The organism is Streptomyces sp. NBC_01013, assembly GCF_045162765.1.
Classification (GTDB): Bacteria; Actinomycetota; Actinomycetes; order Streptomycetales; family Streptomycetaceae; genus Streptomyces.
This window is the reverse complement of sequence record NZ_CP108687.1, coordinates 2,903,561-2,927,559: the sequence shown is the minus strand read 5'-3', so window position 1 is coordinate 2,927,559 and position 23,999 is coordinate 2,903,561. Positions and strand designations below refer to the sequence as shown.

General features: G+C 70.5%; 21 protein-coding genes. 17 read left to right on the top strand and 4 right to left on the bottom strand.

Going from position 1 to position 23,999, the window contains the following annotated elements:
• The first annotated feature begins 303 nt into the window (after positions 1-303).
• The 6 genes from OG538_RS12325 to OG538_RS12300 all read left to right on the top strand — a co-directional run bounded on the left by OG538_RS12325 (position 304) and on the right by OG538_RS12300 (position 7,552).
• The gene (locus OG538_RS12325) at positions 304-1,935 is read left to right on the top strand and encodes an ABC transporter substrate-binding protein (RefSeq protein WP_406092959.1); all 1,632 of its coding nucleotides are present in this window, start codon (positions 304-306) and stop codon (positions 1,933-1,935) included.
• Between the two features lie 103 nt (positions 1,936-2,038).
• On the top strand, positions 2,039-2,962 hold the full coding sequence (locus OG538_RS12320) for an ABC transporter permease (RefSeq protein ID WP_406092957.1): 924 nt from the start codon (positions 2,039-2,041) through the stop codon (positions 2,960-2,962).
• Positions 2,955-3,929 (top strand): ABC transporter permease, encoded by a 975-nt coding sequence (locus tag OG538_RS12315; protein WP_406092955.1) that lies wholly within the window; start codon positions 2,955-2,957, stop codon positions 3,927-3,929. The genes OG538_RS12320 and OG538_RS12315 overlap by 8 nt, the downstream gene beginning before the upstream one ends.
• Before the next feature lie 13 nt (positions 3,930-3,942).
• Entirely contained in the window at positions 3,943-4,920 is a 978-nt protein-coding gene (locus OG538_RS12310) for an ABC transporter ATP-binding protein (protein WP_406092953.1), read from the top strand.
• Positions 4,910-6,277 (top strand): ABC transporter ATP-binding protein, encoded by a 1,368-nt coding sequence (locus tag OG538_RS12305; RefSeq protein WP_406092951.1) that lies wholly within the window; start codon positions 4,910-4,912, stop codon positions 6,275-6,277. Before OG538_RS12310 ends, OG538_RS12305 begins: the two co-directional genes overlap by 11 nt.
• A 219-nt stretch (positions 6,278-6,496) precedes the next feature.
• Entirely contained in the window at positions 6,497-7,552 is a 1,056-nt protein-coding gene (locus OG538_RS12300) for a hypothetical protein (RefSeq protein WP_406092949.1), read from the top strand.
• A 7-nt stretch (positions 7,553-7,559) separates the two neighbouring features.
• Here OG538_RS12300 and OG538_RS12295 read toward each other — a convergent pair whose 3' ends face one another.
• On the bottom strand, positions 7,560-9,641 hold the full coding sequence (locus OG538_RS12295; protein ID WP_406100092.1) for an alpha/beta fold hydrolase: 2,082 nt from the start codon (positions 9,639-9,641) through the stop codon (positions 7,560-7,562).
• 210 nt (positions 9,642-9,851) lie between these two features.
• Between OG538_RS12295 and OG538_RS12290 the strand changes: the two genes are divergently transcribed.
• The 8 genes from OG538_RS12290 (at position 9,852) to OG538_RS12255 (ending at position 17,492) form a co-directional block, all read left to right on the top strand.
• Positions 9,852-10,046, top strand: coding sequence for a hypothetical protein (locus OG538_RS12290; RefSeq protein ID WP_018100847.1), 195 nt, complete (start codon positions 9,852-9,854; stop codon positions 10,044-10,046).
• 123 nt (positions 10,047-10,169) lie between these two features.
• Complete coding sequence (mshB, locus tag OG538_RS12285; protein WP_406092947.1) at positions 10,170-11,069, top strand: N-acetyl-1-D-myo-inositol-2-amino-2-deoxy-alpha-D-glucopyranoside deacetylase; 900 nt, start codon at positions 10,170-10,172, stop codon at positions 11,067-11,069.
• Positions 11,066-11,512 (top strand): DUF6113 family protein, encoded by a 447-nt coding sequence (locus tag OG538_RS12280; protein ID WP_406092945.1) that lies wholly within the window; start codon positions 11,066-11,068, stop codon positions 11,510-11,512. Before mshB ends, OG538_RS12280 begins: the two co-directional genes overlap by 4 nt.
• A gap of 430 nt (positions 11,513-11,942) precedes the next feature.
• On the top strand, positions 11,943-13,874 hold the full coding sequence (locus OG538_RS12275; protein WP_406092943.1) for a peptidoglycan binding domain-containing protein: 1,932 nt from the start codon (positions 11,943-11,945) through the stop codon (positions 13,872-13,874).
• Positions 13,875-14,036: 162 nt separating this feature from the next.
• Positions 14,037-14,972 carry an ABC transporter ATP-binding protein gene (locus OG538_RS12270; RefSeq protein ID WP_406092941.1) on the top strand — a complete coding sequence of 312 codons (936 nt, stop codon included), beginning with the start codon at positions 14,037-14,039 and terminating at the stop codon, positions 14,970-14,972.
• A complete protein-coding gene (locus OG538_RS12265; RefSeq protein ID WP_406092939.1) occupies positions 14,969-15,709 on the top strand; it encodes an ABC transporter permease in 741 nt (246 codons plus the stop codon). The genes OG538_RS12270 and OG538_RS12265 overlap by 4 nt, the downstream gene beginning before the upstream one ends.
• Positions 15,706-16,884 carry a sensor histidine kinase gene (locus OG538_RS12260; protein ID WP_406092937.1) on the top strand — a complete coding sequence of 393 codons (1,179 nt, stop codon included), beginning with the start codon at positions 15,706-15,708 and terminating at the stop codon, positions 16,882-16,884. The genes OG538_RS12265 and OG538_RS12260 overlap by 4 nt, the downstream gene beginning before the upstream one ends.
• Complete coding sequence (locus OG538_RS12255) at positions 16,881-17,492, top strand: response regulator (protein ID WP_406092935.1); 612 nt, start codon at positions 16,881-16,883, stop codon at positions 17,490-17,492. The genes OG538_RS12260 and OG538_RS12255 overlap by 4 nt, the downstream gene beginning before the upstream one ends.
• 93 nt (positions 17,493-17,585) lie before the next feature.
• Here OG538_RS12255 and OG538_RS12250 read toward each other — a convergent pair whose 3' ends face one another.
• Entirely contained in the window at positions 17,586-18,269 is a 684-nt protein-coding gene (locus OG538_RS12250; RefSeq protein ID WP_406092933.1) for a response regulator, read from the bottom strand.
• Positions 18,266-19,495 carry a sensor histidine kinase gene (locus tag OG538_RS12245; RefSeq protein WP_406092931.1) on the bottom strand — a complete coding sequence of 410 codons (1,230 nt, stop codon included), beginning with the start codon at positions 19,493-19,495 and terminating at the stop codon, positions 18,266-18,268. Before OG538_RS12245 ends, OG538_RS12250 begins: the two co-directional genes overlap by 4 nt.
• A gap of 133 nt (positions 19,496-19,628) precedes the next feature.
• Here OG538_RS12245 and OG538_RS12240 point away from each other — a divergent pair, with 133 nt between their 5' ends.
• The 3 genes from OG538_RS12240 (at position 19,629) to OG538_RS12230 (ending at position 22,951) form a co-directional block, all read left to right on the top strand.
• Positions 19,629-20,537: an ABC transporter ATP-binding protein gene (locus tag OG538_RS12240; RefSeq protein ID WP_406092929.1), complete on the top strand. Its 909-nt coding sequence runs from the start codon at positions 19,629-19,631 to the stop codon at positions 20,535-20,537.
• A complete protein-coding gene (locus OG538_RS12235; protein WP_406092927.1) occupies positions 20,534-21,391 on the top strand; it encodes an ABC transporter permease in 858 nt (285 codons plus the stop codon). The genes OG538_RS12240 and OG538_RS12235 overlap by 4 nt, the downstream gene beginning before the upstream one ends.
• A gap of 183 nt (positions 21,392-21,574) precedes the next feature.
• Positions 21,575-22,951, top strand: coding sequence for an alpha-amylase family protein (locus OG538_RS12230; protein WP_406092925.1), 1,377 nt, complete (start codon positions 21,575-21,577; stop codon positions 22,949-22,951).
• Positions 22,952-23,036: 85 nt separating this feature from the next.
• On the opposite strand, the gene OG538_RS12225 is transcribed toward OG538_RS12230, so the two are convergent.
• A complete protein-coding gene (locus OG538_RS12225; RefSeq protein WP_406092923.1) occupies positions 23,037-23,966 on the bottom strand; it encodes an SDR family oxidoreductase in 930 nt (309 codons plus the stop codon).
• Between the last annotated feature and the right edge of the window lie 33 nt (positions 23,967-23,999).

The window sequence follows — 23,999 nt, the reverse complement described above, 5'->3', positions numbered from 1 at the left end:
ATTCAATTCCGGCATTGAGTCCGATATCCGGGCGGCGCTGTCGCGAAATTCGTACAGCCGGATGGATGGGTGTGAGGTCGATGCGGGTTCGTTGTCCTGTCGTTATCGCGCCAAGGGTCGCCGGGGGCGTCCGGGGGCCGTCCAGAGTGCCATGCCCCTGACAAAAACCCGCGATGCGGGATGTACCGGAGGTCGACCGAGTGACCCGTGCCCTGCCCGAATGGCGGGAGTAGATATGCGTAAGGGTCGGTATGCGGTGATATTTGACTTCACGTAAGACGGAGCACTACGAGGAGGCACTCCATGCGCGGAGCCACACAGGTCAAGTGGGCCGCATGCGCGGTGGCCGTCGCCCTGGCGGCCACGGCCTGCGGCGGAGGGGACAGCGGCGGTGGTGGCGGTGGCGCCGATGGGATCGTGAGCTCCTCCTGGGGTGACCCGCAGAACCCGCTGGAGCCCGCCAACACCAACGAGGTGCAGGGCGGCAAGGTCCTCGACATGATCTTCCGGGGGCTGAAGAAGTACGACCCGAAGACCGGCGAGGCGACGAACATGCTCGCCCAGAAGATCGAGTCCAAGGACAACCAGAACTTCACCATCACGGTGAAGAGCGGCTGGACCTTCAGCAACGGCGAGAAGATCACCGCCAAGTCGTTCGTGGACGCGTGGAACTACGGCGCCCTGTTGAAGAACAACCAGAAGAACGCCTACTTCTTCGGCTACATCGACGGATACGACAAGGTCCACCCCGAGTCCGGCTCGGCGACCGCCAACACGCTCTCCGGCCTCAAGCAGGTCAACGACATGACCTTCTCGGTGAAGCTGACGCAGAAGTTCTCCCTGTGGCCCGACACCCTCGGCTACCCCGCCTTCGCGCCGCTGCCCACGGCCTTCTTCACCGACCACGCCGCCTGGGTGTCCAAGCCGATCGGCAACGGCCCGTACACCATCGACAAGTACGCCAAGGGCTCGTCGATGAACCTGCGCAAGTGGGACGGCTACCCCGGTGACGACAAGGCGCAGAACGGCGGGATCGACCTCAAGGTCTACACCGACAACAACACCGCCTACACCGATCTGACGGCCGGCAACCTCGACCTGGTCGACGACGTGCCCGCGTCCCAGCTCAAGAACGTCAAGGCGGACCTCGGCGACCGCTACATCAACACCCCGGCCGGCATCATCCAGACCCTCGCGTTCCCCTTCTACGACAAGCAGTGGAACACCGCCGGCGCGATCAAGGTCCGCCAGGGCCTCTCCATGGCGATCAACCGCGAGCAGATCACCAACCAGATCTTCCAGCAGACCCGCACCCCCGCCTCCGACTGGACCTCCCCGGTCCTCGGCGCCGACGGCGGCTTCAAGAAGGGCCTCTGCGGCAAGGAGTGCACGTACAACGCCGCCGACGCCAAGAAGATGATCCAGGACGGCGGCGGCATCCCCGGCGGCCAGCTCAAGATCTCGTACAACGCGGACACCGGCTCCCACAAGGAGTGGGTCGACGCCGTCTGCAACAGCATCAACAAGGTCATGGGCAACAACAAGGCGTGCGTGGGCGCCCCGGTCGGCACCTTCGCCGACTTCCGCAGCCAGGTCTCGCAGCAGAAGCTGCACGGCGCCTGGCGCGCGGGCTGGCAGATGGACTACCCGCTGATCCAGAACTTCCTGCAGCCCGTCTACTACACCAACGCCTCGTCCAACGACGGCAAGTGGAGCAACAAGCAGTTCGACGACCTCGTCAACAAGGCGAACGCCGAGTCGGACAAGGCCACGGCCGTCTCCACCTTCCAGGACGCGGAGAAGGTCATGGTCCAGCAGATGCCCGTCATCCCGCTCTGGTACCAGAACGGCAGCGCCGGCTACTCCGAGAACGTCACCAACGTCTCGCTGAACCAGTTCAGCGTCCCGGTGTACGAGCAGATCAAGGTCAAGTGACGGGCTGAGGCCGGGTGGCCGGTGCGCTCCCGCACCGGCCACCCGGCTTCCCCGTCCCCGGCCCGACGACACCTCAGCCACCCCGAGACCCCCGGAGCCCTTCATGGGACGTTATGTGATCCGGCGGCTGCTGCAGATGATCCCGGTCTTCTTCGGCACCACGCTGTTGATCTTCCTCATGGTGAACGTGATGGGTGACCCCATCGCGGGTCTCTGCGGCGACCGCCAGTGCGACCCGGCGACCGCCGCCCAACTCCGTGCGGAGTTCGGCCTCGACAAGCCCGTCTGGCAGCAATACCTCACCTACATGGGCAACGTCTTCACCGGCGACTTCGGCACCGCGTTCAACGGGCAGAAGGTGACCGAGCTGATGGCCACGGCCTTCCCCATCACCATCCGCCTCACCCTCATCGCGATCGTCTTCGAGATCGTCATCGGCATCAGCCTCGGCGTCGTCACCGGACTGCGCCGCGGCCGCCCCATCGACACCTCCGTGCTGATCCTGACCCTGGTCGTCATCTCGATCCCGACCTTCGTCACCGGTCTGCTCCTCCAGCTCCTGCTGGGCGTGGAATGGGGCGTCATCAAACCCTCCGTCTCCAGCGAGGCCCCCCTCAACGAGCTGCTGATCCCCGGCCTCGTGGTCGCGTCCGTCTCGCTGGCCTACGTCACCCGGCTCACCCGTACCTCGATCGCCGAGAACGCCCGCGCCGACTACGTGCGCACCGCGACCGCCAAGGGCCTGCCCAGGCGCCGCGTGATCGTCCGCCACCTGCTGCGCAACTCGCTGATCCCCGTCGTCACCTTCATCGGTACGGACGTGGGCGCGCTGATGGGCGGGGCGATCGTCACGGAGCGGATCTTCAACATCCACGGCGTCGGCTACCAGCTCTACCAGGGCATCCTGCGCCAGAACTCGCAGACCGTCGTCGGGTTCGTGACCGTCCTGGTCCTCGTCTTCCTGGCGGCGAACCTGATCGTCGACCTGCTGTACGCCGTACTCGACCCGAGGATCCGCTATGCCTGAGCAGACACCGGACGAGGCGATCTCGTCGGCCGGAGCCGGCGGGACGATGGACCTCGCACTCGACGAGGGCGACACCCTCGAAAAGACCCCTGGCGGGCCCGAGGGGACGGGGCCCGGCACCAAACCGCAGAGCCTGTGGTCCGACGCCTGGCGCGACCTGCGCCGCAACCCCGTCTTCATCATCTCCGCCCTGATCATCCTGTTCCTGGTGATCATCTCGATCTGGCCGCAGCTCATCGCCTCGGGCGATCCGCTCGACTGCAACCTGGACAAGGCACAGGAGGGCTCCCAGCCCGGCCACCCCTTCGGGTACGACGGCCAGGGCTGCGACGTCTACACCCGGGTCGTGTACGGCGCCCGGAACTCCGTGACCGTCGGCATCTGCTCCACCATCGGGGTCTCCCTGATCGGCAGCGTCCTCGGCGGTCTGGCCGGCTTCTTCGGCGGCTGGTGGGACGCGATCCTCTCCCGCCTCACCGACGTTTTCTTCGGGATCCCGGTCGTCCTCGGCGGCCTGGTCTTCCTCTCCGTGGTGACCAGCTCCACCGTCTGGCCGGTCATCGGCTTCATCGTGCTGCTGGGCTGGCCGCAGATCGCCCGCATCGCCCGCGGCTCCGTCATCACCGCCAAGCACAACGACTACGTACAGGCGGCCCGGGCGCTCGGCGCCTCCAACGGGCGGATGATGCTGCGCCACATCGCACCGAACGCCGTCGCCCCGGTCATCGTCGTCGCGACCATCGCGCTGGGCACGTACATCTCCCTGGAGGCGACCCTGTCGTTCCTCGGCGTCGGCCTGAAACCACCGGCCGTCTCCTGGGGCATCGACATCTCCGCCGCGTCCCAGTACATCCGCAACGCCCCGCACATGCTCCTCTGGCCCGCCGGTGCGCTGGCGGTCACCGTGCTCGCGTTCATCATGCTCGGCGACGCGGTGCGCGACGCCCTCGACCCCAAGCTGCGCTGAGGAGTCCGCTGCCATGTTGCTCGAAGTGCGCGATCTGCACGTGGAGTTCCACACCCGGGACGGGGTCGCCAAGGCCGTCAACGGGGTCAACTACTCAGTGGCCGAAGGCGAGACGCTCGCCGTGCTCGGCGAGTCCGGCTCCGGCAAGTCGGTCACCGCACAAGCGATCATGGGCATCCTCGACATGCCGCCCGGAAAGATCAGCGGCGGCGAGATCCTCTTCAAGGACCGCGACCTGCTGAAGCTCAAGAAGGAGGAGCGCCGGAAGATCCGAGGCCAGGAGATGGCCATGATCTTCCAGGACGCCCTCTCCTCCCTCAACCCCGTGCTGACCGTGGGGGAGCAGCTCGGCGAGATGTTCGTCGTGCACCGCGGGCTGTCCCGCAAGGACGCGAAGGCCAAGGCCGTCGAACTGATGGACCGGGTCCGCATCCCGGCCGCGAAGGAGCGGGTCGGCAACTACCCGCACCAGTTCTCCGGCGGGATGCGCCAGCGCATCATGATCGCGATGGCGCTGGCCCTGGAACCCTCGCTGATCATCGCGGACGAACCCACCACCGCCCTCGACGTCACCGTCCAGGCCCAGGTGATGGACCTGCTCGCGGAGCTCCAGCGCGAGCTGAACATGGGCCTGATCCTGATCACCCACGACCTGGGCGTGGTCGCCGACGTCGCCGACAAGATCGCCGTGATGTACGCGGGCCGCATCGTGGAGACCTCGCCGGTCCACGAGATCTACCGGGCACCCGCGCACCCGTACACCAAGGGCCTGCTCCGCTCGATCCCGCGCCTGGACCAGAAGGGCCAGGAGCTGTACGCGATCAAGGGCCTGCCGCCCAACCTGCTGCACATCCCGCCCGGCTGCGCCTTCAACCCGCGCTGCCCGATGGCGCAGGACGTCTGCCGCACCGACGTGCCGCCGCTGTACGACGTGGCCGAGCACCGACAGAGCGCCTGCCACTTCTGGAAGGAGACGCTCGATGCACGCTGATCACTCGGGGCGCAAGGGAGCGCGCGAAGAAGGCGAGGTGGCACGCGATCTCCTGGCCAAGTCGCGCCAGGGGAGCGCGTACGCGGGCGGCGAGCCGATCCTGGAGGTCCGCGACCTCGTCAAGCACTACCCCCTGACCCAGGGCATCCTGATCAAGAAACAGATCGGCGCCGTCAAGGCGGTCGACGGGGTCTCCTTCGACCTGGCGGCGGGCGAGACCCTCGGCATCGTAGGGGAGTCCGGCTGCGGGAAGTCGACCGTCGCCCGGATGCTGGTGCACCTGGAACAACCGACGGCCGGCGCGATCCGTTACAAGGGCGAGGACGTCACCAAGCTCTCCGGCCGTGCGCTGAAGGCGGTGCGCCGCAACATCCAGATGGTGTTCCAGGACCCGTACACGTCGCTGAACCCGCGTATGACGGTCGGCGACATCATCGGTGAGCCCTACGACATCCACCCGGAGGTGGCCCCGAAGGGCGAGCGGCGGCGCAAGGTCCAGGACCTGCTCGACGTCGTGGGTCTCAACCCGGAGTACATCAACCGGTATCCGCACCAGTTCTCCGGCGGTCAGCGCCAGCGCATCGGCATCGCCCGCGGCCTCGCGCTCAACCCCGAGATCATCGTCGCCGACGAACCCGTCTCCGCCCTCGACGTGTCCGTCCAGGCCCAGGTCGTCAACCTGCTGGACCGGCTCCAGGCGGAGTTCGCCCTCAGTTACGTGTTCATCGCCCACGACCTCTCCATCGTCCGGCACATCTCCGACCGGGTCGGCGTCATGTACCTCGGCCGGTTCGTCGAGATCGGCACGGACGAGGAGATCTACGACCACCCCACGCACCCGTACACCCAGGCGCTGCTCTCCGCCGTCCCGGTGCCGGACCCGATGGCGCGGGAGTACCGCGAGCGGATCATCCTGCACGGCGACGTGCCCTCCCCTGCCAAGCCGCCCTCCGGCTGTCGCTTCCGCACCCGCTGCTGGAAGGCGCAGGAGCGGTGCGAGCTGGAGGTCCCGTTGCTGGCGGTCCCGGCAGCCTTCCGCCTGACGGACACCCCGGCCAAGCACGATTCGGCCTGTCACTTCGCGGAGGAGAAGCGGGTGGTGCCCCCGGAGGGGACGCTGGAGCAGGTGGGGGAGGGGGAAGAGCCGGGCGAGGGCGCCGCGGTGACCGGACCGGAGGTGGAGAAGGCGGACCGGGAGGCCGGGAAGCCGTCGCAGGAGCCGCCGTCTTCGGAGGGTGTGGGTGGGGGCGAGGGACCGCCGTCTTCGGAGAGCGGAGATGGGGGCGAGGGACCGCCCTCCTCGGAGAGTGCGGGCGGGGACGACGAGCCGCCCTCCGGCAGCAGTCGCGTGAGCTGAGCCGCCGGTCCGTTAACGCCGGAGCAACTCGGGCGTCTCATGTCCGATATACGGATCCGTCAGCATGGACCGCGTACGGCCGTGCGGGTGCCGTGGACCGGCCGGAAGGACTCACGTCCTCCCGGCCGGTCGCCCGACGGGACAGCGCTGACGGCCCTCTTGTCGGGAGGCCGGGCGCGGTGGAGTATCGCTGAGGTGATACTCACCCGTGGAGCAAGAGTGACCGGCGCCGCTCTCTGCGCGGTGCTGGCCGTGATCGTCGCGAGTTGGCTCGTACGGGACGTCAGGGCGGCGGGGTTCGGTCAGCTGTGGCGGTACTGGGCCGGGTACCGCGAGGCACTCCCGCACGCGTTTCCCGCGACCTCGGCGATGGATGTCGTCCTGCTCGTGGTGTACGTGGTCGCCTCCGTCGCCGCGCTGCGCTCCTCCGTCGCCTCCACCGCTCTCGTCGCCACCGGAGTGATCACCCTCGCCGTACGCCTGCCGGGGCTCTGGGGGATCGGCAGACGCCGGATGGAATCGGTGTTCTCCGACGACCTGCGGTCGCGTGCGCTGATCTGCGCCTTCGTCGCTCTCGCCGCGGCCGTCGCCCTCCTCATCACCGCCGGGGCCGGCCGCCGCCCACCGGCCGACTCCTACGAACGGCTGCCGACCCGGCCCGGCCCCGGCGCCTCCGTCACCGCGTTCCTGATGCTGGGCGCGGCAGGGGCGGTGCTGATCGCCTGGGAGATCCGGCAGATGGTGCGGTATCCGGAGCTCTATCCGGAGTGGTACGTGAACGGGGACCCGGTCCCGTACGGCGTGATCGACCCACCGCCCGGCTGGGGCACCGTGGCGCTGGCGCTGCTCTGCCTGTTCGCGGGGGTCAGCGCCCTCTTCCACGCGGTGCACGCACGGCCGTTCGGCCTGGTGGCCGCCGCGCTGCTGCTTCCCGGCGGGGTGCTGGGCGTGGCCCGGATCGTGCACTACGACCTGCTCGACGGCTTCGGGTCGCTGCCGACGGAGACCCAGCTCACGCTCCTGAGCTGGATCTTCGAGGCGTTCGCCGCGCTGGTGGTGCTGATGGCGTTGGCGCCCAGGGGCCTTGCCGACGTCCCCGCCCCGTACGGGCCGGGGCAGGGGCCCGGGTACGGTCCGCCGGGATTCGGGCCCTCCGGCTACGACACCGCCCCCTACCCGGGGCAGCAGCAGCCGCCCGCACCCGGTTACGGCTACCCGCAGGGCGGCGGCTTCGGGCCGCCTCCGCCGCCGTCGCAGCCGCCGCCGGGCTGGTAACCGGGACTCACATCCCCAATGACCGCTTCAGGAAGTCCACCTGGAGCAGCAGCAGATTCTCGCCCGCCTTGTCCTGCGGCGTCATGTGCGTAGCCCCGCTCAGCGGCAGCACCTCGTGCGAGCGGCCCGCCGCGAGCAGCGCCGAGGACAGCCGCAGGGTGTGCGCGACGACCACGTTGTCATCCGCCAGACCATGAATGATCATCATCGGGCGCACCTGGTCGGCGGCGTGCGAGAGTCCTTCGTCGGTGAGCAGGGAGTTGTACGCGTACACCTCCGGCCGCTTCGCCGGATCACCGAGGTAGCGCTCCGTGTAGTGGGTGTCGTAGAGACGCTGGTCGGTCACCGGGGCGCCGACGATCGCCGCGTGGAAGACGTCGGGCCGCCGCAGCGCCGCCATCGCGGCCAGGAAGCCTCCGTAGGACCAGCCCCGGATCGCCACCCGGCCGAGGTCCAGCGGGAACCGCTCGGCGAGGGCGTGCAGCGCCTCGACCTGATCGTCGAGGGTGAGGGTGAGGTCGTGCTTGACGGCCTTCTCCCAGCCGGGTGAGCGACCCGGAGTGCCGCGGCCGTCCGCGACGATCACGGCGAAGCCCTGGTCCGCGAACCACTGCGAGGTGAGGTAGGGATTGTGCGCGGCGAGGACCCGGCGGCCGTGCGGTCCGCCGTACGGATCCATTAGAACCGGAAGCGGACCATCCGATTCCTTGTAATCGGTGGGGAGCATCACGGCGCACGGAATCCGCCGTGCGCCCCCTTCGGTGAGTTGCGGCCGGGTGGACAGGACCGGCTGCTCCGCGTGACTGGTGACGGTGGCGATCCGCTTCCCGTTCCGGAGCACCCGCGCCGTCGATCCGGGCACGTCGAGCGCGGTGGAGATCATGACGGTCACCCCGCCGGACCGGACCGCCGCGTGCACGCCCGCGCCCTCCGAGACCCGCTCGACACCCAGCTCGTTGACCCGGTACACATGGCTCTCGCCGATCTCCGCCTCGGCCGCCCGCTCGCCCGCCGATGCCGTCACCAGGATGTCGGACCCCCCGATGTCCAGCACCTCCTGGATGTGCAACTGGGCCCCGGTCAGGAGCCGGTCGCCGACCGCGAGGACCCGCGCCCCGCCCTCGTCCGCGATCCGCACGAGCCGGCCGTCCGGCGCCCACGCGGGCACGCCGGGGAACAACTCCAGCCACACCGGGTCCTCGTCCGCGTGCACCGTCCGGGTCGCCCCGGTCTCCGGGTCCACCCCCAGGTAGAGCTGAGTCTGCTGGTCACGGGCCTGTACCAGCAGCAGCGGCGCTCCGTCCGACGACCAGTGCACCCGCCCCAGATACGGGAACCGGGCCCGGTCCCAGACCACTTCGGTACGTTCCCCGGCCAGCCCCACCACGAAGAGCCGCACCTCGGCGTTGGGCGTACCCGCCGCCGGGTACGCGATCTCGGCGGGCTTGCGGTCCGGGTGGGCGGGATCGGCGATCCACCACCGCCGCACCGGGCTTTCGTCGACCCGGGCCACCAGCAGCCGGTCCGAGTCGGGCGACCACCAGAAGCCGCGCGAGCGCGCCATCTCCTCGGCCGCGATGAACTCGGCGAGGCCGTACGAGACCTGCGCGTCCTCCGGCTCCGCGAGCGCCCTGTCCTCCTCGCCGCCGACGCCCACGACGCGCAGCGCACCCTTGGACACATATGCGATGTGTCGCCCGTCGGGGGAGGGGCGCGGATCGATCACCGGGCCCGGCACGGGCAGCGCGCGCGCCGTCCCGTCCCGCAACCCGGCGACGTACACCTTCCCCGAGAGTGCGAAAGCCGCCAACTCGGCAGCCGCGTCCACCGCGTAGCCGACGATCCCCGACGACCCCTCGCGGCTGCGCTCGCGCCGGGCCCGCTCGTGAGCCGAGAGCCGCTCCTCCGAACCGCCCAGCAGGGCCGCCGGATCGGCCACGACGCGCTCCCGCGGGGCCGCACCGTCGTTCAGGTCCAGCACCCAGAGCTGCCCCGAGCGGTCGGTGCCCGACCCCGAGCGGAGGAAGACCACCCGTTCACCGTCGGGTGAAACCGTGAACGCGCGCGGTGCACCGAGGGTGAACCGCATGCTCCGGGCCAACTGCAACGGGAAGGTGATCTCTGGCGAAGTCATGCGCCGAACCTATCGGCCCGCCCGCTGCCCGTGCGCCCCTCGTGCTGCTGTGCCCCGATCAATGCGTTGCCACGGATAGTTATGATCCGTAGCGCTCGGTGGGTAAGAACCTGCTGGCTCCATGCGTGCTGCCCGTCCCGACCGTACAGATGGAGGTGAACCGTCGTGGCGCTCTCGATTTCGGCGGTGGTGCTGCTGGCGATCATCGTCTTCCTGCTGATCCGGAAATCCGGACTGAAGGGGGGACACGCGGTCGTCTGCGCGCTGCTCGGTTTCTATCTCGCCAGCTCGTCCATCGCGCCCACCATCTCCGAGCTGACCACGAACGTGGCCGGCATGATCGGGGGCATCAAGTTCTGACACCCGTGGTCGTGCGTGGCCCTTCGGCCTCGACGGTGTGGCCGCCTTCGGCCCGGGGGGCTGTCGGCTCGACGGTGTGGCCGCCTTCGGCCCGGGGGGTCCGCGGCTCGTAGGGTGGTCCCCATGACGGACCTTCCCGCCCGGCGTCTGCTCCTGGTGCATGCGCACCCCGACGACGAGTCGATCAACAATGGCGCCACCATGGCCAGGTACGCGGCCGACGGCGCCCTGGTCACGCTGGTGACCTGCACGCTCGGCGAGGAGGGCGAGATCATCCCGCCCGCGCTCGCCCATCTTGCCGCGGACCGGGACGACTCCCTGGGCCCTTGGCGCCGGGGCGAACTCGCCACGGCGATGAAGGCGCTGGGGGTCACCGACCACCGCTTCCTGGGCGGTGCCGGCCGGTACCGCGACTCCGGAATGATGGGAGCCGAGCAGAACCACCGCCCCGGCGCCTTCTGGTCCGCCGACATCGACGAGGCCGCCGGGCACCTCGTGGAGGTCATCCGCGAGGTGCGCCCCCAGGTCCTGGTGACGTACGACCCCGAAGGGGGCTACGGGCACCCTGACCACATCCAGGCGCACCGGGTCGCGACGCGCGCCGCCGAACTGGCCGCCGACCCGGCGTACCGCCCCGGCTCAGGCCCCCCGCACACCATCGCCAAGACCTACTGGAACCGGGTGCCGCGCTCGGTCGTCGAGGAGGGCTTCGCCCGGCTGCGGGCCACCGCTCCGGACGCGTTCCCGGGCATCGCGGCGATCGACGACGTACCGGGCGTGGTGGACGATCCCCTGATCACCACGGAGATCGACGGCACCGGACACGGCGAGGCGAAGGCCGCGGCGATGCGGGCGCACGCCACGCAGATCGTTCTCGACGGCCCCTTCTTCGCCCTGTCCAACGACCTGGGCCAGCCCGTCCTCACCACCGAGTACTACGAGTTGGTGAACGGTGTCCCGGGCGGCGCCGGCGGCACCCGGGAACATGATCTCTTCGCGGGCGTCCCGGAGGTGGACCAGTGAGCAGCAGCAGGCAGCGGGCCACGCGGACCAATGCCCCTCCGAGGGATATTCCGGCCACCGGTCTGGCCGCACCGCTCAACCCTCGCCGGATTGCCGCACTGCTGGGCCTGGCGGTCCTCGGCGCGCTCGTCGGTGTCGCGGGAACGCTGGTCCAATCCGCCTGGTTCCCCGGCGGGTTGCTGCTGGCCCTGCTCGCATCGGCGGGCCTCTTCTACGGCGGCCGCTGCCTCATGGGCACCCAGCCGGGGGCTGTGGCACCCGCCGCGGGGTGGCTGATTTCGGTCATTCTTCTGCTGGGCGGTCGACCGGAAGGCGACTACGTCTTCGGGGACGAACTGGGCCTCGCCCTCTTCATGCTGGGCGGCCTGGCCATCGCTGTGATCTGTGCCACCATGTCGCGGTCGCCCCAACCGGGCGCCGACAGCGGCCGACCTGGCAAGTAATGTGCCACGTCCGATCCCGTAATGCCCCTTGTCCGTCCGGGGGGTGCGCAGCCGTTTCCCCCGGTCGCGGGGTGTCTGTCGGCCGCGGCCAGTAAAGTGGTTCGCGTGTCGAGCCGTCCCCTGGCCTGCGGCACGGGGGTAGTACGGGCGGCGGAGCCAATCGGGAGAACTTGCTTTGAGTCGTGAAACTGACAGTTCGTCCTCCGGGCCCCAGGGTCGTGGAGGAGCCGCGTACCCTTCGGGTACCCCGCCGTACGGATCCCGCCAGTATCCGTCGCTGCACCCTTCGCAGGACGCCCCGGAGGAGTCCCCGGAGTCTGCGGATCCGCCTCAGCCCGACGAGCCGAGGACGGAGACGACGCTGACGACGCGTATCCGGATCAACATTCCGGGCTCGCGCCCCATCCCTCCGGTTGTCATGCGTACGCCGATGAGTGACGTCGACGGCTCCGGCAGCGAGCGCACCGGCTCCACCCCGCGTCCGGGCGCCTCCGCGTCCAGCGGCGCGCAGACGGCACCGGCCGCGCCGGGGCCCGAGCCCCGGGAGACCGCGGTCGTGGCGGAGCCCGCTGCCGAGAAGCCGGCCAGGGAGAAGAGCGGCAGCGACTGGTTCGCGCCGCGCAAGAACCCGCCGGGCGCCCCGGCGAACGCCGCCTCGGGCACCCCGTCGGGCGACGGCACCGACGGGGCCGGCTTCCAGGCCGGTGGTCCCGGCGGTGCGGGTGGTCCCGGCAGCGCTGGTGGTTCAGGCGGTGCGGGCGGTACCGGTGGTTCGGGTGGTTCCGGCTTCGCCGCCGGTGGACCGGGCGGCCGTCCTGACGGCCCGTCCTCCCCGCCCGCGGGTGGCCCCCGCACCGATCTGCCCTACTTCTCCGACGGACCGCAGCGCGCCGGTGACCCGGGTGCGCCCGGTCCCGACGCCTTCGGCGGCGGCGGTGCCGGAGGGTCCCGCTCCACGCCGAACCTCGGTGTCCGTACGCCTGGACCGTCCGGCCCCACCACGGGACCGGCCGGCGGCACCTCGGCCCTCACGCCGGACCTCGACGCCCGGGCGGCCTTCGGCCCGGGCCCGGGCGGGCCGGTGGGACCCGGCGGCGCTCAGGGGCCCGGCACGCCAGGCGGAGGACCGCCGCGGATGTCGGACGACACCGCCGTGCTCACCCCGCAGTTCGGACCGGGCCCCGCCGGGCCCGGGGGCAACGTCTCGGGCGACACGCTGAACAGCGGCATCCCCGTCGTTCCCTCGGACCGGCGCACGGGGGCGCCCTCGCCGTTCCCCGACGCTCCCGGCTCCGCCCTGCGGACGCAGGACGGCCCGATGGGCACCGGACCGGCCGGCCCGGGCGGCTTCGCCGACCGGGAGCCCGAGCCCGCTGCCCGTCCCGCGCCCGCGGCGCCGAGCGCTCCGGCGAAGAAGGGCCGCTCCAAGATGGTCATGCTCTGCGTGGCCGCCGTCTGCGTGCTCGGGGTCGCCTACGGCGCCGGTCTGCTGATGAACCACTCGGACGTACCCAAGGGCACCACTGTCCTGGGCGTCGACATCGGCGGCGGGACCAGGGACGACGCCATCGAGAAGCTGGACGCCGCGCTCGGTGAGCGGTCCAGGACCCCGCTCCAGTTGACCGTGGACGGCAGGAAGACGCAGCTCGCCCCCGACAAGGCCGGACTGGCCCTGGACAGCCAGGCGACCGTGCGTGCCGCAGCGGGCAGCGACTACAACCCGGTGTCCGTCATCGGCTCCCTCTTCGGCAGCGAGCGCACCGTCGACCCGGTGATCCCGGTCGACGAGGAGAAGCTCGGGGTCGCGCTGAAGGACCTGGCCGGTGCCTCAGGCTCGGCCACCGACGGCACGATCAAGTTCGTACCTGGCAAGGCCGTCGCCGTCCCGGGCAAGCCGGGCAAGGCGCTCGACGTCAACCAGTCGATGGGCTCGGTGCGTGACGCGTACCGTGCCCAGGTCGAGACGGGGAAGGCGAACACCGTCCCGCTGCCCGTCACCACCCGTGAGCCCACCATCAGCCAGGCCGAACTGGACCGGGCGATGAAGGAGTTCGCCAAGCCCGCGATGTCCGGCCTGATCCTCATCAAGGCCGGTCCGAAGCAGATCCCGTTCGGCCCGGCCAAGTCCCTGCCGAAAATCCTCTCGATGGTGCCGGTCGACGGCAAGCTCGTCGACCACTACGACAAGAAGGCCATCGAAGAGCTCTGCGGGAGCGTCTTCGACGGCATCATGATCACCAAGGGGGACGGTACGAAGCACCAGGTCGGTCCCGATGACGTGGCGTTCGCCATGCGCGGCGCACTGCTCGGCAAGACGGAAGCCGAGCGGACCGTCACGATCGACCTCGGCGGCAACGGCTGACCCGGCCCGCACCGCACTCCACCGCCCCCGACCGGACTCCCGGCCGGGGGCGGTGCGGCATCCGCCCGGCGTTGCGTCACCCGTAGGCCATGACATCTGTCATCCCGGATCCACGACCCGTGACCCTGCCGGGCGCACCCCCGGCTGAGCCAGGGTGGACGCATGACAACGACAGCCCCCGAAGACACCGTGGCGAAGACCGCCGTGGTCAGCTTCGACCAGGTCAGCAAGACCTACGGAGACGTACGCGCCGTCGACGGGCTCACCCTCGACCTGCACCCCGGCGAGACCGTGGCGCTCCTCGGCCCCAACGGCGCCGGCAAGTCCTCCACCCTGGACCTCCTCCTGGGCCTGCGCACCGCCGACTCCGGCACGGTCCGCCTCTTCGGTACGACCCCGCAGGCGGCCATCGCGGCCGGACGCGTCGGCGCCATGCTGCAGTCCGGCGGGCTGATGGAGGACGTCACCGTCGGCGAACTGGTCGGGCTCGTCTGCGATCTGCACCCCAGGCCCTACCCGGTCAACGAGGTGCTGGGCCGAGCAGGCATCGCACCGATCGCCGACCGCATGGTCAACAAGCTCTCCGGGGGCCAGGAACAGCGCGTCCGGTTCGCGCTCGCCACGGCCGGTGCAAACGACCTCATCGTGCTCGACGAACCGACCACCGGCATGGACGTCACGGCCCGCCAGGCCTTCTGGGCCACGATGCGTGAGCAGGCGGACCAGGGCCGTACGGTCCTGTTCGCCACCCACTACCTCGAAGAGGCCGACGCGATCGCCGACCGCGTCCTCGTCCTGCACAAGGGCCGGATCCTCGCCGACGGCACCGCCGCCGAGATCAAGGCGAAGGCCGGGGCCCGCCGGATCTCCTTCGAACTGGAGGGCGCCATCGACGAAGTGGCGCTCGGCGCCCTGCCGTTCCTCTCCACGCTCGACGTCACCGGCCGCCGCGTCCGTATCCAGTCGCACAACGCCGACGCGACCGTGCACGCCGTCTACGGCCTCGGCCTCTACCCGCGCGAACTCGAAGTCGCGGGACTCGGCCTGGAGCAGGCCTTCGTCGCCATCACCGAGGCCGAGGAGGCCAGGACCCGATGAACACCCTCATCAAGCTCGAAGTGACCCGCACCCTGCGGAACAAGAAGTTCATGTTCTTCTCGATCATCTACCCGTCGGTCATCTACCTGTTGATCTCCGGCACCCAGAACACCACCGACAAGGTGCCGGGCACCGACCTCACCCTGCAGTCCTTCTTCATGGTCTCCATGGCCTCCTTCGGCGCGTTGACCGCGGTGCTGATGGGCAACAGCGAGCGCATCGCCAAGGAGCGCGAGAAGGGCTGGGTCCGCCAGCTGCGACTGACCGCGCTGCCGAGCCGCGGCTACGTCCTGGCGAAGATCGCCAGTGCCGCCATGGTCACCCTGCCCTGCATCGTGGTCGTCTTCCTCGTCGCGGTCGCCGTCAAGCAGGTGCGGTTCGACCTGTGGCAGTGGTTCGCCCTCGCCGGTGTCATCTGGGCCGGTTCGCTGGTCTTCGCGGCACTCGGGGTCGCCATCGGCTACCTCGCCAGCGGCGACGCGGTCCGCCCGATCACCATGATCATCTACTTCGGCCTCTCGATCCTCGGCGGTCTGTGGATGCCGAGCGCGACCTTCCCCCAGTGGATGCAGAACATCTCCGAGTGGCTCCCCACCCACGCGTACGCTGCACTCGGCCAGGCCGTCGAGTTGGGCGGTGCGCCGCACGCCAAGGACGTCGCCATCCTCTGCGTCTACTTCCTGATCTTCGCGGGCGGCGCTGCCTGGCTCTACCGGAAGGACACCCTGAAGGCATGAACGAGGACGAGATGCCCGTGGGCATCGGGCGCCCGCCCACGAGCAGGAAGGAGACCGGGACCAAGCTGCTGTGGATCGGCATCTGGCTCGCGTTCATGAGCGCGCCGGTCAAGGACCTCGCGGACGGCAACCACACCCCGTGGGCGACCGCGCTGGGCATCCTCGGCCTGCTGGTCTTCGTCGTCAGCTATCTCGTCCTGGTCTTCCGCCACACCTCGAAGGCGCTGGACCCCTTCCGGGTCCGCGCCGCCCTCGTCTTCCTCGGCGCCCTCGCCGTCCTGCTCTCCCTCACGTTCGGCACCTCCTGGCTCGTCCTGTTCGTCTACGTGTCGGTGTCCGTCGGCGCCACCCTGCCCATGCGCACCGCTCGTTGGCTGATCCCCGCCGTCACCGCCGTACTGGTGGCCATCGGCCTGACCGGCGACCATCCCCGCGAGATCATCACGGCCCTGGTCTTCCCCGCACTCCTGGGCGGCTTCGCGATGTCCGGCGTACGGCAGATGATCCGCACCACGATCCAGCTCCGTGAGGCCCGCGCCACCGTCGCCCAGCTCGCCGCCAATGAGGAACGGTTGCGCCTGGCCCGCGATCTGCACGACCTGCTCGGCCACTCCCTCTCCCTGATCACCCTCAAGAGCGAACTGGCCGGACGGATGCTCCCCGCCCACCCGGAACAGGCGGCCGCGCAGGTCGCCGACATCGAACAGGTCAGCCGCCAGGCCCTCGTGGACGTACGCAGCGCCGTGAGCGGCTACCGCCGGCCGACCCTGCCCGGCGAACTGGCCGGGGCCAGGACCGCCCTCGCCGCCGCCGGGGTAACCGCCGAAATCCCGGCCGAGGCCCCCGCGCATCTCCCGGACAAGGCGGAGGAGGTGCTCGCCTGGGCGCTGCGTGAAGCCGTCACCAACGTCGTACGTCACAGCGGTGCGGGCCGCTGCACGGTCACCCTCGCCCCGCGCCAGACACTCGACGGACGCGTCCTCGAACTCACCGTCGCCGACGACGGCCGCGGCGCCGCCGGAACGAAGCGGGGCAACGGCCTCACCGGCATCGCCGAGCGGCTCGCCTCCGTGGACGGGACGCTCATCACCCGGGCCACCGACTCCCGTTCCGGCAAAGGCTTCACCATGCTCCTCAGCGTTCCGCTCGGATCCGGCCTAGGATCCCGGGGATGAGCATGATCAGACTCCTCCTCGCCGAGGACCAGTCCATGGTGCGCGAGGCCCTTGCGGCGCTCCTCGGCCTGGAACCCGACATCGAGGTCGTCGCCCAGGTCGCCCGCGGTGACGAGGTCCTGGCCGCAGCCAGGGAGCACGACATCGACGTGGCCCTCCTCGACATCGAGATGCCCGGCATGACGGGCATCGAGGCGACGGCGGAACTGCACGCCGCCCTCCCGGACATCAAGGTCGTCGTCGTCACCACCTTCGGCCGCCCCGGGTATCTGCGCCGTGCGATGGAGTCGGGCGCGGACGCCTTCCTGGTGAAGGACGCCCCGGCATCGCAACTCGCCGAAGCCGTACGCAAGGTGCTCGCCGGGGAGCGCGTCATCGACCCCACCCTCGCGGCAGCCGCCCTCGCCGACGGGGCCAGCCCGCTGACCGAACGCGAACGCGATGTGCTGCGCACCGCCGCCGACGGCTCGACCAACGCGGAGATCGCCGCGGCGCTGCATCTGTCCCAGGGCACGGTCCGCAACTACCTCTCCATGGCCATCCAGAAAATGGCGGCCCGCAACCGTGCGGAGGCGGTCCGGATGGCACGGGAGAAGGGCTGGCTCTAGTCCTCCTCACCGGACGGTTGCCCCCGCTCTGCCTCGCACCGGACGGTTGCCCCCCGCTCTGCCTCACACCGGATGGTTGGCCGGGTCTTCCTCTCACCGGGGGGCAGACACCAGACCCGCCTCGTACGCGATGATGACGAGCTGCACCCGGTCCCGGGCGTCGAGCTTGGCGAGCAGCCGGGTCAGATACGTCTTGGCCGTGGCGACGCTGATGAACAGCCGCTCCGCGATCTCCGCGTTGGACAGCCCGCGGCCGACCAGAACGAGCACCTCGCGCTCCCGGTCGGTGATCGCCGTGAGCGGGCGGTGCGGGGGCGACGAGGCCGGGCGGCCCGCGAACTCCTTGATCAGCCGCCGTGTGACGCCCGGTGCGATCAGTGCGTCACCGGCCGCCACCACCCGCACCGCCGTCAGGATGTCGTCCAGCGCCATGTCCTTGACCAGGAAGCCGGCCGCACCGGCCCGCAGGGCGCCGTACACGTACTCGTCGTCGTCGAACGTCGTCAGGACCACCACATGGGCGGTGGCGGGGCTGGCGGCGATCCGTTCGGTGGCCTCGATGCCGTTGAGGCCCGGCATCCGGATGTCCATCACGACTACATCGGGGGCCAGTTCGGCGGTCAGCCTGACCGCCTCCTCGCCCGTGCCCGCCTCTCCGACGACGTCGAGGTCGGTGGTCTCGGCCATGACCATGCGCAGCGCGGTGCGCACCAGCGGCTGGTCGTCGGCGAGCACGACGCGGACCGGCCCGGAGGGCCGGGAGATCTCGTCGCTCATGCCTCGTCGCCCCTCAACGCTGTGGCAGGCACCGGCAGCCGGGCCGTCACCCGGAAGCCACCCTCCGGGTGAGGGGCGGCGGTGAACTCACCGTGCAGCAGGGCGACCCGCTCCCGCATGCCGACCAGACCGAACCCCGGCCGGGAGGCGAGGCCCGCGCCCCGGCCGCGGTCGGCGACCTCGATGGCGAGTGCCTCGGAGCCGTACACGATCGACACCCGGCAGGAACCGGTGGCTGCGTGACGGACCACATTGGTCACCGACTCCTGGATGATCCGGAACGCCGACAGGTCGATCTCCGGCGGCAGCGGCCGGGGCTCGCCCCGCAGGTCCACGTCGACCCGGACCCCGGCGGCGCTTGTGGCCCGCGCCAGCCGCTCCACATCGGCGAGGCCCTCCGGCGGACGCCGCGCCGTCGCCTCCCGTTCCACGCCCTCATGAGCCGGATCCGCCTGGCGCAGCGCGACCAGCATCCTGCGCAGCCCCGACAGCGTCTCCCGGCCCGCGGTCTCGACGGCACTCATCGCCTCGCGCGCGGCGTCCGGCCGGGTGTGTACGACCCTGGCCGCCGCACCCGCCTGGAGGGCGATGATGCCGAGGCTGTGCGCGACCGTGTCGTGCATCTCGCGGGCGATCCGCAACCGCTCCTCGACCAGGGCCTGTTCGGCGGCCCGTGCGGCGAGACGCTCGCCGTGCCGGCGGGTCTCGTACGCCGAGCCGCCCACCAGCCAGGCGACGACCGCGGTCAGCGCGACCACCAGCTCAGCCGACGTGCCGACGTCCCACCCGGCGAGCAGCCGGACGGCCAGGAACCCGGTGAGGGTGCCGAGCGCCATCAGGAGGGCGACGAGAGCGGTCCGGCGCGACCGGGTGGCAGCTATGAAGTACAGCGCCACATCGGCGGCCAGGAACTGGGCGAGCGGTATCTCTCCCACGCTCAGCGAGAACGTGGCGACCGTGGCGGCGCCCAGCACCAGTGCCAGGGCCTTCAGCGGACGCTGCTCCAGCATGAAGCAGCCGGCAGCCGCCAATGCCATGGCGAGCAGCTGCATCAGCAGACCGTCCCACCGGTAGAGCAGCACCCCGGCCCGGACGGACGGCTCGTACTCGCCGGGCAGGCGCACCCGCACGAGGAGGGTGAGCAGCATGCCCGCGTACCAGCCCATGCCTACCCACCAACCAGGCGGCACGCGCTTGAGACGAGGCAGAGAGGGTGACTGGGACATGCGCCGATCGTAGCCAGCGCCTCCCGGACCGGCATCGGACCACGGTCGTACAACCGGGGTCGACACCGGGCCGGGACAGGTGTCACCGCCGGTCCGACGACGAACCGTGGGTACGGACGGGAAAGTTGACGGCGTGATCGAAGTCAACGGATTGACCAAGCGGTACGGCGGCGCCACCGCCGTCAACGACCTCACCTTCACCGTACGGCCGGGCGAGGTCACCGGCTTCCTCGGACCCAACGGGGCCGGCAAGACCACTACCCTGCGCATGCTGCTGGGTCTGGTCGAGCCGACCGCCGGGACGGCCACCGTGCAGGGCCGGCCGTTCCGCGACCACCCACGCGGACTGCGGCACGTCGGAGCCCTCCTGGACGCGGGTGACGTACACGGCGGCCGTACCGCCCGCGCCCACCTCGCGACGCTGGCCCGCAGCAACAGCATCCCGCGCTCCCGGGTCGACGAACTGCTCCAGGACGTGGGCCTCGCAGGGGCGGCCCGTCGGCGCATCGGCGGCTTCTCGCTCGGGATGCGCCAGCGCCTCGGCATAGCCACCGCGCTGCTCGGCGACCCGCCCGTGCTGCTCTTCGACGAACCGCTCAACGGCCTTGATCCGGAGGGCGTGCTGTGGGTGCGCGGGCTGTTCCGCAGGCTCGCCGCCGAGGGACGCACCGTGTTCGTCTCCAGTCACCTGATGACGGAGATGGAGCACACCGCCGACCGGCTCGTCGTCATCGGCCGCGGCGAACTCATCGCGGCCGAGAGCCTGACCGCGTTCGCCGCCCGGAGCACCCGCCTCAGCGTGACCGTGGGCGCTCCCGACCCCGCTGCCCTGGCCCCGCTGCTCAGGGCCGAGGGCGCCGAGGTGCTCCCGGACGGCGAACGGCTCACGGTCACCGGGCTCACCGCCGCCCGCATCGGAGAGCTGGCCCTGCACCACCGCGTCCCGCTCCTCGAACTCACGACGATCGGCGCCTCGTTGGAGGAGGCGTTCATGGAGCTCACCGCCGACAGCGTCGAATACCTCGCAGGAGATCCCCGATGACCACGGCACAAGCCACGACCGCTGCATCCGCCCGTACGACCGGCGGTGAGCCCCGCGCCCGCTTCGGTGACCTGCTGGTGGCCGAATGGCTCAAGACGTGGTCGCTCCGCTCCACTTCCTGGATGTACGCGATCACCGCGCTGGCCGTCATCGCCTTCAACGCCGGCACGGCCTACGATCACTACAAGTACTGGTACCAGTACGACGACCGCGGCCGCGAGTCCTTCATCGCCAACGGCTCGCCGCTCATGGACGCCTTCACGGGGAACGCCGCCATGGTGCTGGTGCTGGCCGTTGCCGCCATCGGTGCCGTATCGATCACCGGCGAATACGGCACCGGCCTGATCCGCACCACGTTCACCGCCGTTCCGGCCCGCCGCTCGGTGATGGCCGCCAAGGCGCTCGTCCTCACAGCCGTCACCACCGTGTTCGGGGCACTCGTCGCCCTGGCCTCCTTCGCCTCGACGCAGGCCATCCTCGCCGGCCGGGACGCATCGGTTTCCCTCTCCCACCCCGGCGCCGTGCGCCTCGTCGTGGCCTCCGCACTGCTCGCGCCGGTGGCTGCGCTCGCGGGCCTGGCGACAGGCGCGGTGATACGCCACACCGGAGGCTCCACCATCGGATGCGTGGTGGTGCTGCTCCTGCTCCCGATGGTCCTCAGCGACCGGCGCCATCTCACGGCGGTGCTCCAGCACACGCTTCCGTTCAGTGCGTGGGAGCGGCTTTCGGTCTCGGATCTCCACGCATCCGTCCTCTACCCGTGGACGGTCGCCGGAGCCTGGACGGTCTACGCTGCCTGGGCCCTGCTGGCCGGGGCGGTCGCGGTGGTCGCCGTGCACCGCCGGGACCAGTGAGGCATTCCCCAACTCGGCTACCCCGCAACACATTTCAGAAACCTGCTGGAAATTCTTGCGACACCTCTTGACGTGTTCACCGGCGTGGCGGCAGGCTCCGAAGTCCCCCACGGTGGCCAGGCGCGTGGCCACCCACGCCGGGCACGGACCCCACATCCGTACCCGCGAACGAAGGAGCCGCAATTGAGTTCCCGCGCCGCTCGCGCGACACTGGCCGGCCTGCTCGCCGCCGCCGGCATCACCGTTCTCGCCCCCTGGGCCTCCCAGGCGACCCCGCCGGGTGAGAAGACCGTCACCGCGACCCTGTTCGAGTGGAAGTACGACGCGGTGGCCCAGGCCTGTACGGACTCGCTGGGCCCGGCCGGCTACGGCTACGTCGAGGTCTCGCCCGCCTCCGAGCACATCCAGGGCGATCAGTGGTGGACCTCCTATCAGCCTGTCAGCTACAGGATCGCCGGACGTCTCGGTGACCGCGACGCCTTCGCCTCGATGGTGGCGAGCTGCCACTCCGCCGGGGTGAAGGTCGTCGCCGACGCCGTCATCAACCACATGTCGTCCGGCTCCGGTACGGGGACCGGCGGCACGGCGTACACGAAGTACGACTACCCGGGCTACTTCCAGGACCAGGACTTCCACGGCTGTCGCAAGGACATCAGCAACTACGGTGACCGCGACAACGTCCAGACCTGCGAACTGGTCGGCCTGGCCGACCTCGACACCGGCAGTGACGCCGTCCGTACGACGATCGCCGCCTACCTCTCCGATCTGCGCAGCCTGGGCGTGGACGGCTTCCGCATCGACGCCGCCAAACACATGGCCGCCGACGACATCGCCGCGATCAAGGGCAAGATGGCCGACCCGGGTTTCTGGGTCACCGAGGTCATCTACGGGGGCGGCGAAGCCGTCCAGCCCGACGAGTACACCGGCGTGGGCGACGTCGACGAGTTCCGGTACTGCGGCCACCTCAAGAGCGCCTTCCAGGGCGGCGGGATCACCGGTCTCAAGAACATCGCCGACGGCAAACTGGCAGGCGGCAACGCCCGTACGTTCGTCGACAACTGGGACACCGAGCGCAACGGCTCCACGCTGACGTACAAGGACGGCGCGGCCTACACCCTGGCCAACGTCTTCATGCTCGCGTCGCCCTACGGCTCCCCGAACGTCTTCTCCGGCTACGAGTGGTCGGACAAGGACGCGGGCCCGCCGAACGGTGGCTCGGCCGCGTGCGGCAGCGGCGCCTGGACCTGTACGCACGCGCAGACGGCGATCACCGGCATGGTCGGCTTCCACAACGCCACCGAGGGCGCGGAGCTCACCGACTGGTGGGACAACGGCTCCACGGCGATCGCCTTCGGCCGCGGCGACAAGGGCTTCGTGGCCCTCAACAACGGCGACGGCGAGCTCCGGCAGACGTTCACCACGTCGCTGGCTGCCGGCACCTACTGCAACGTGGCACAGGCCTCCCCGGACGCCTGCGACGGCAACACGGTGCAGGTCGGCGACGACGGGACGGTCACGGCGACCGTCCCGGCGAAGGGTGCGCTGGCACTGCACGGCTGATCTCCGCAGCCCGGGAAGCGCCTCCGGGTCCGAAGGCGCTTCCCCCTTGCGGCCCGGGCGGTCGGGCGCTCCGGTGCTCAGACAGTCACGCGGACGGTGCGTCGAAGTAGTGCCCCTTGTCGAGGTCCTCGATCAGGCCCGGGTGCATCGGCTGCCATCCGAATGCTGTGCGGGTCTGCGTGCTGGACGTCGGCCCGTCCACGCCCACGACGCCTCCCAGCCAGCCGAAGTGCGCGTCCGTGTCCTCGGGGGAGACGGAGGCGACGGGGAGGCCGAGCCGGCGCCCGATGGCTTCGGCGACGTCACGGATCGGGACGCCCTCCTCGCCGACCGCGTGCAGCGTCGACCCCGCGGGGGCGGACTCCAGCGCGAGGCGGACGAGGTGGGCGGCGTCCGCGCGGTGCACGGCCGGCCAGCGGTTCGAACCGTCACCGATGTAGCCCGAGACGCCCTTGTCGCGGGCGATGCCGACCAGGGCCGCGATGAAGCCGTGATCCCCCTGGCCGTGCACCGTCGGGGGAAAGCGCACGACGGACGAGCGGACGTCGCGCGAGGCGAGGCCGACGGTCAGCAGGGCTGTGGCAAGCCGGGCTCGCGCGGCTTCGAACGGCGTCGGCCAGTCCGGGCTCTGACCGTCCTCCTCGGTGGCGACACGGCCCGGGGCGAGCCCGAGCGTCCCCGAGGCGATGACGAGCGCCTTGCCGGAACCCGCGAGCGCCTCGCCGAAGGTCTCGACGGCCCGGCGGTCCGCGACGGCGGCGTCCTGGAAGCCCCCCGAGAAGGCGATGTCGTGCTTGAACGCGAGGTGGATCACGCCGTCCGCGTCGGCAGCCGCAGCGCGCAGGGTGTCGAGGTCGTCGAGCTCCCCCAGCCGCACCTCGGCACCCGCGGCGGCAAGGGCCTCGGCCGAGGTGTGGGAGCGGGCGAGTCCGACGACCTGGTGCCCCGCGCCGATGAGCTCGGGAACGACGGCGGAACCGATCCAGCCCGACGCGCCGGTCATGAATACACGCATGGGAATCCTCCAAGGTGGGCCGGCCGTCCGGGC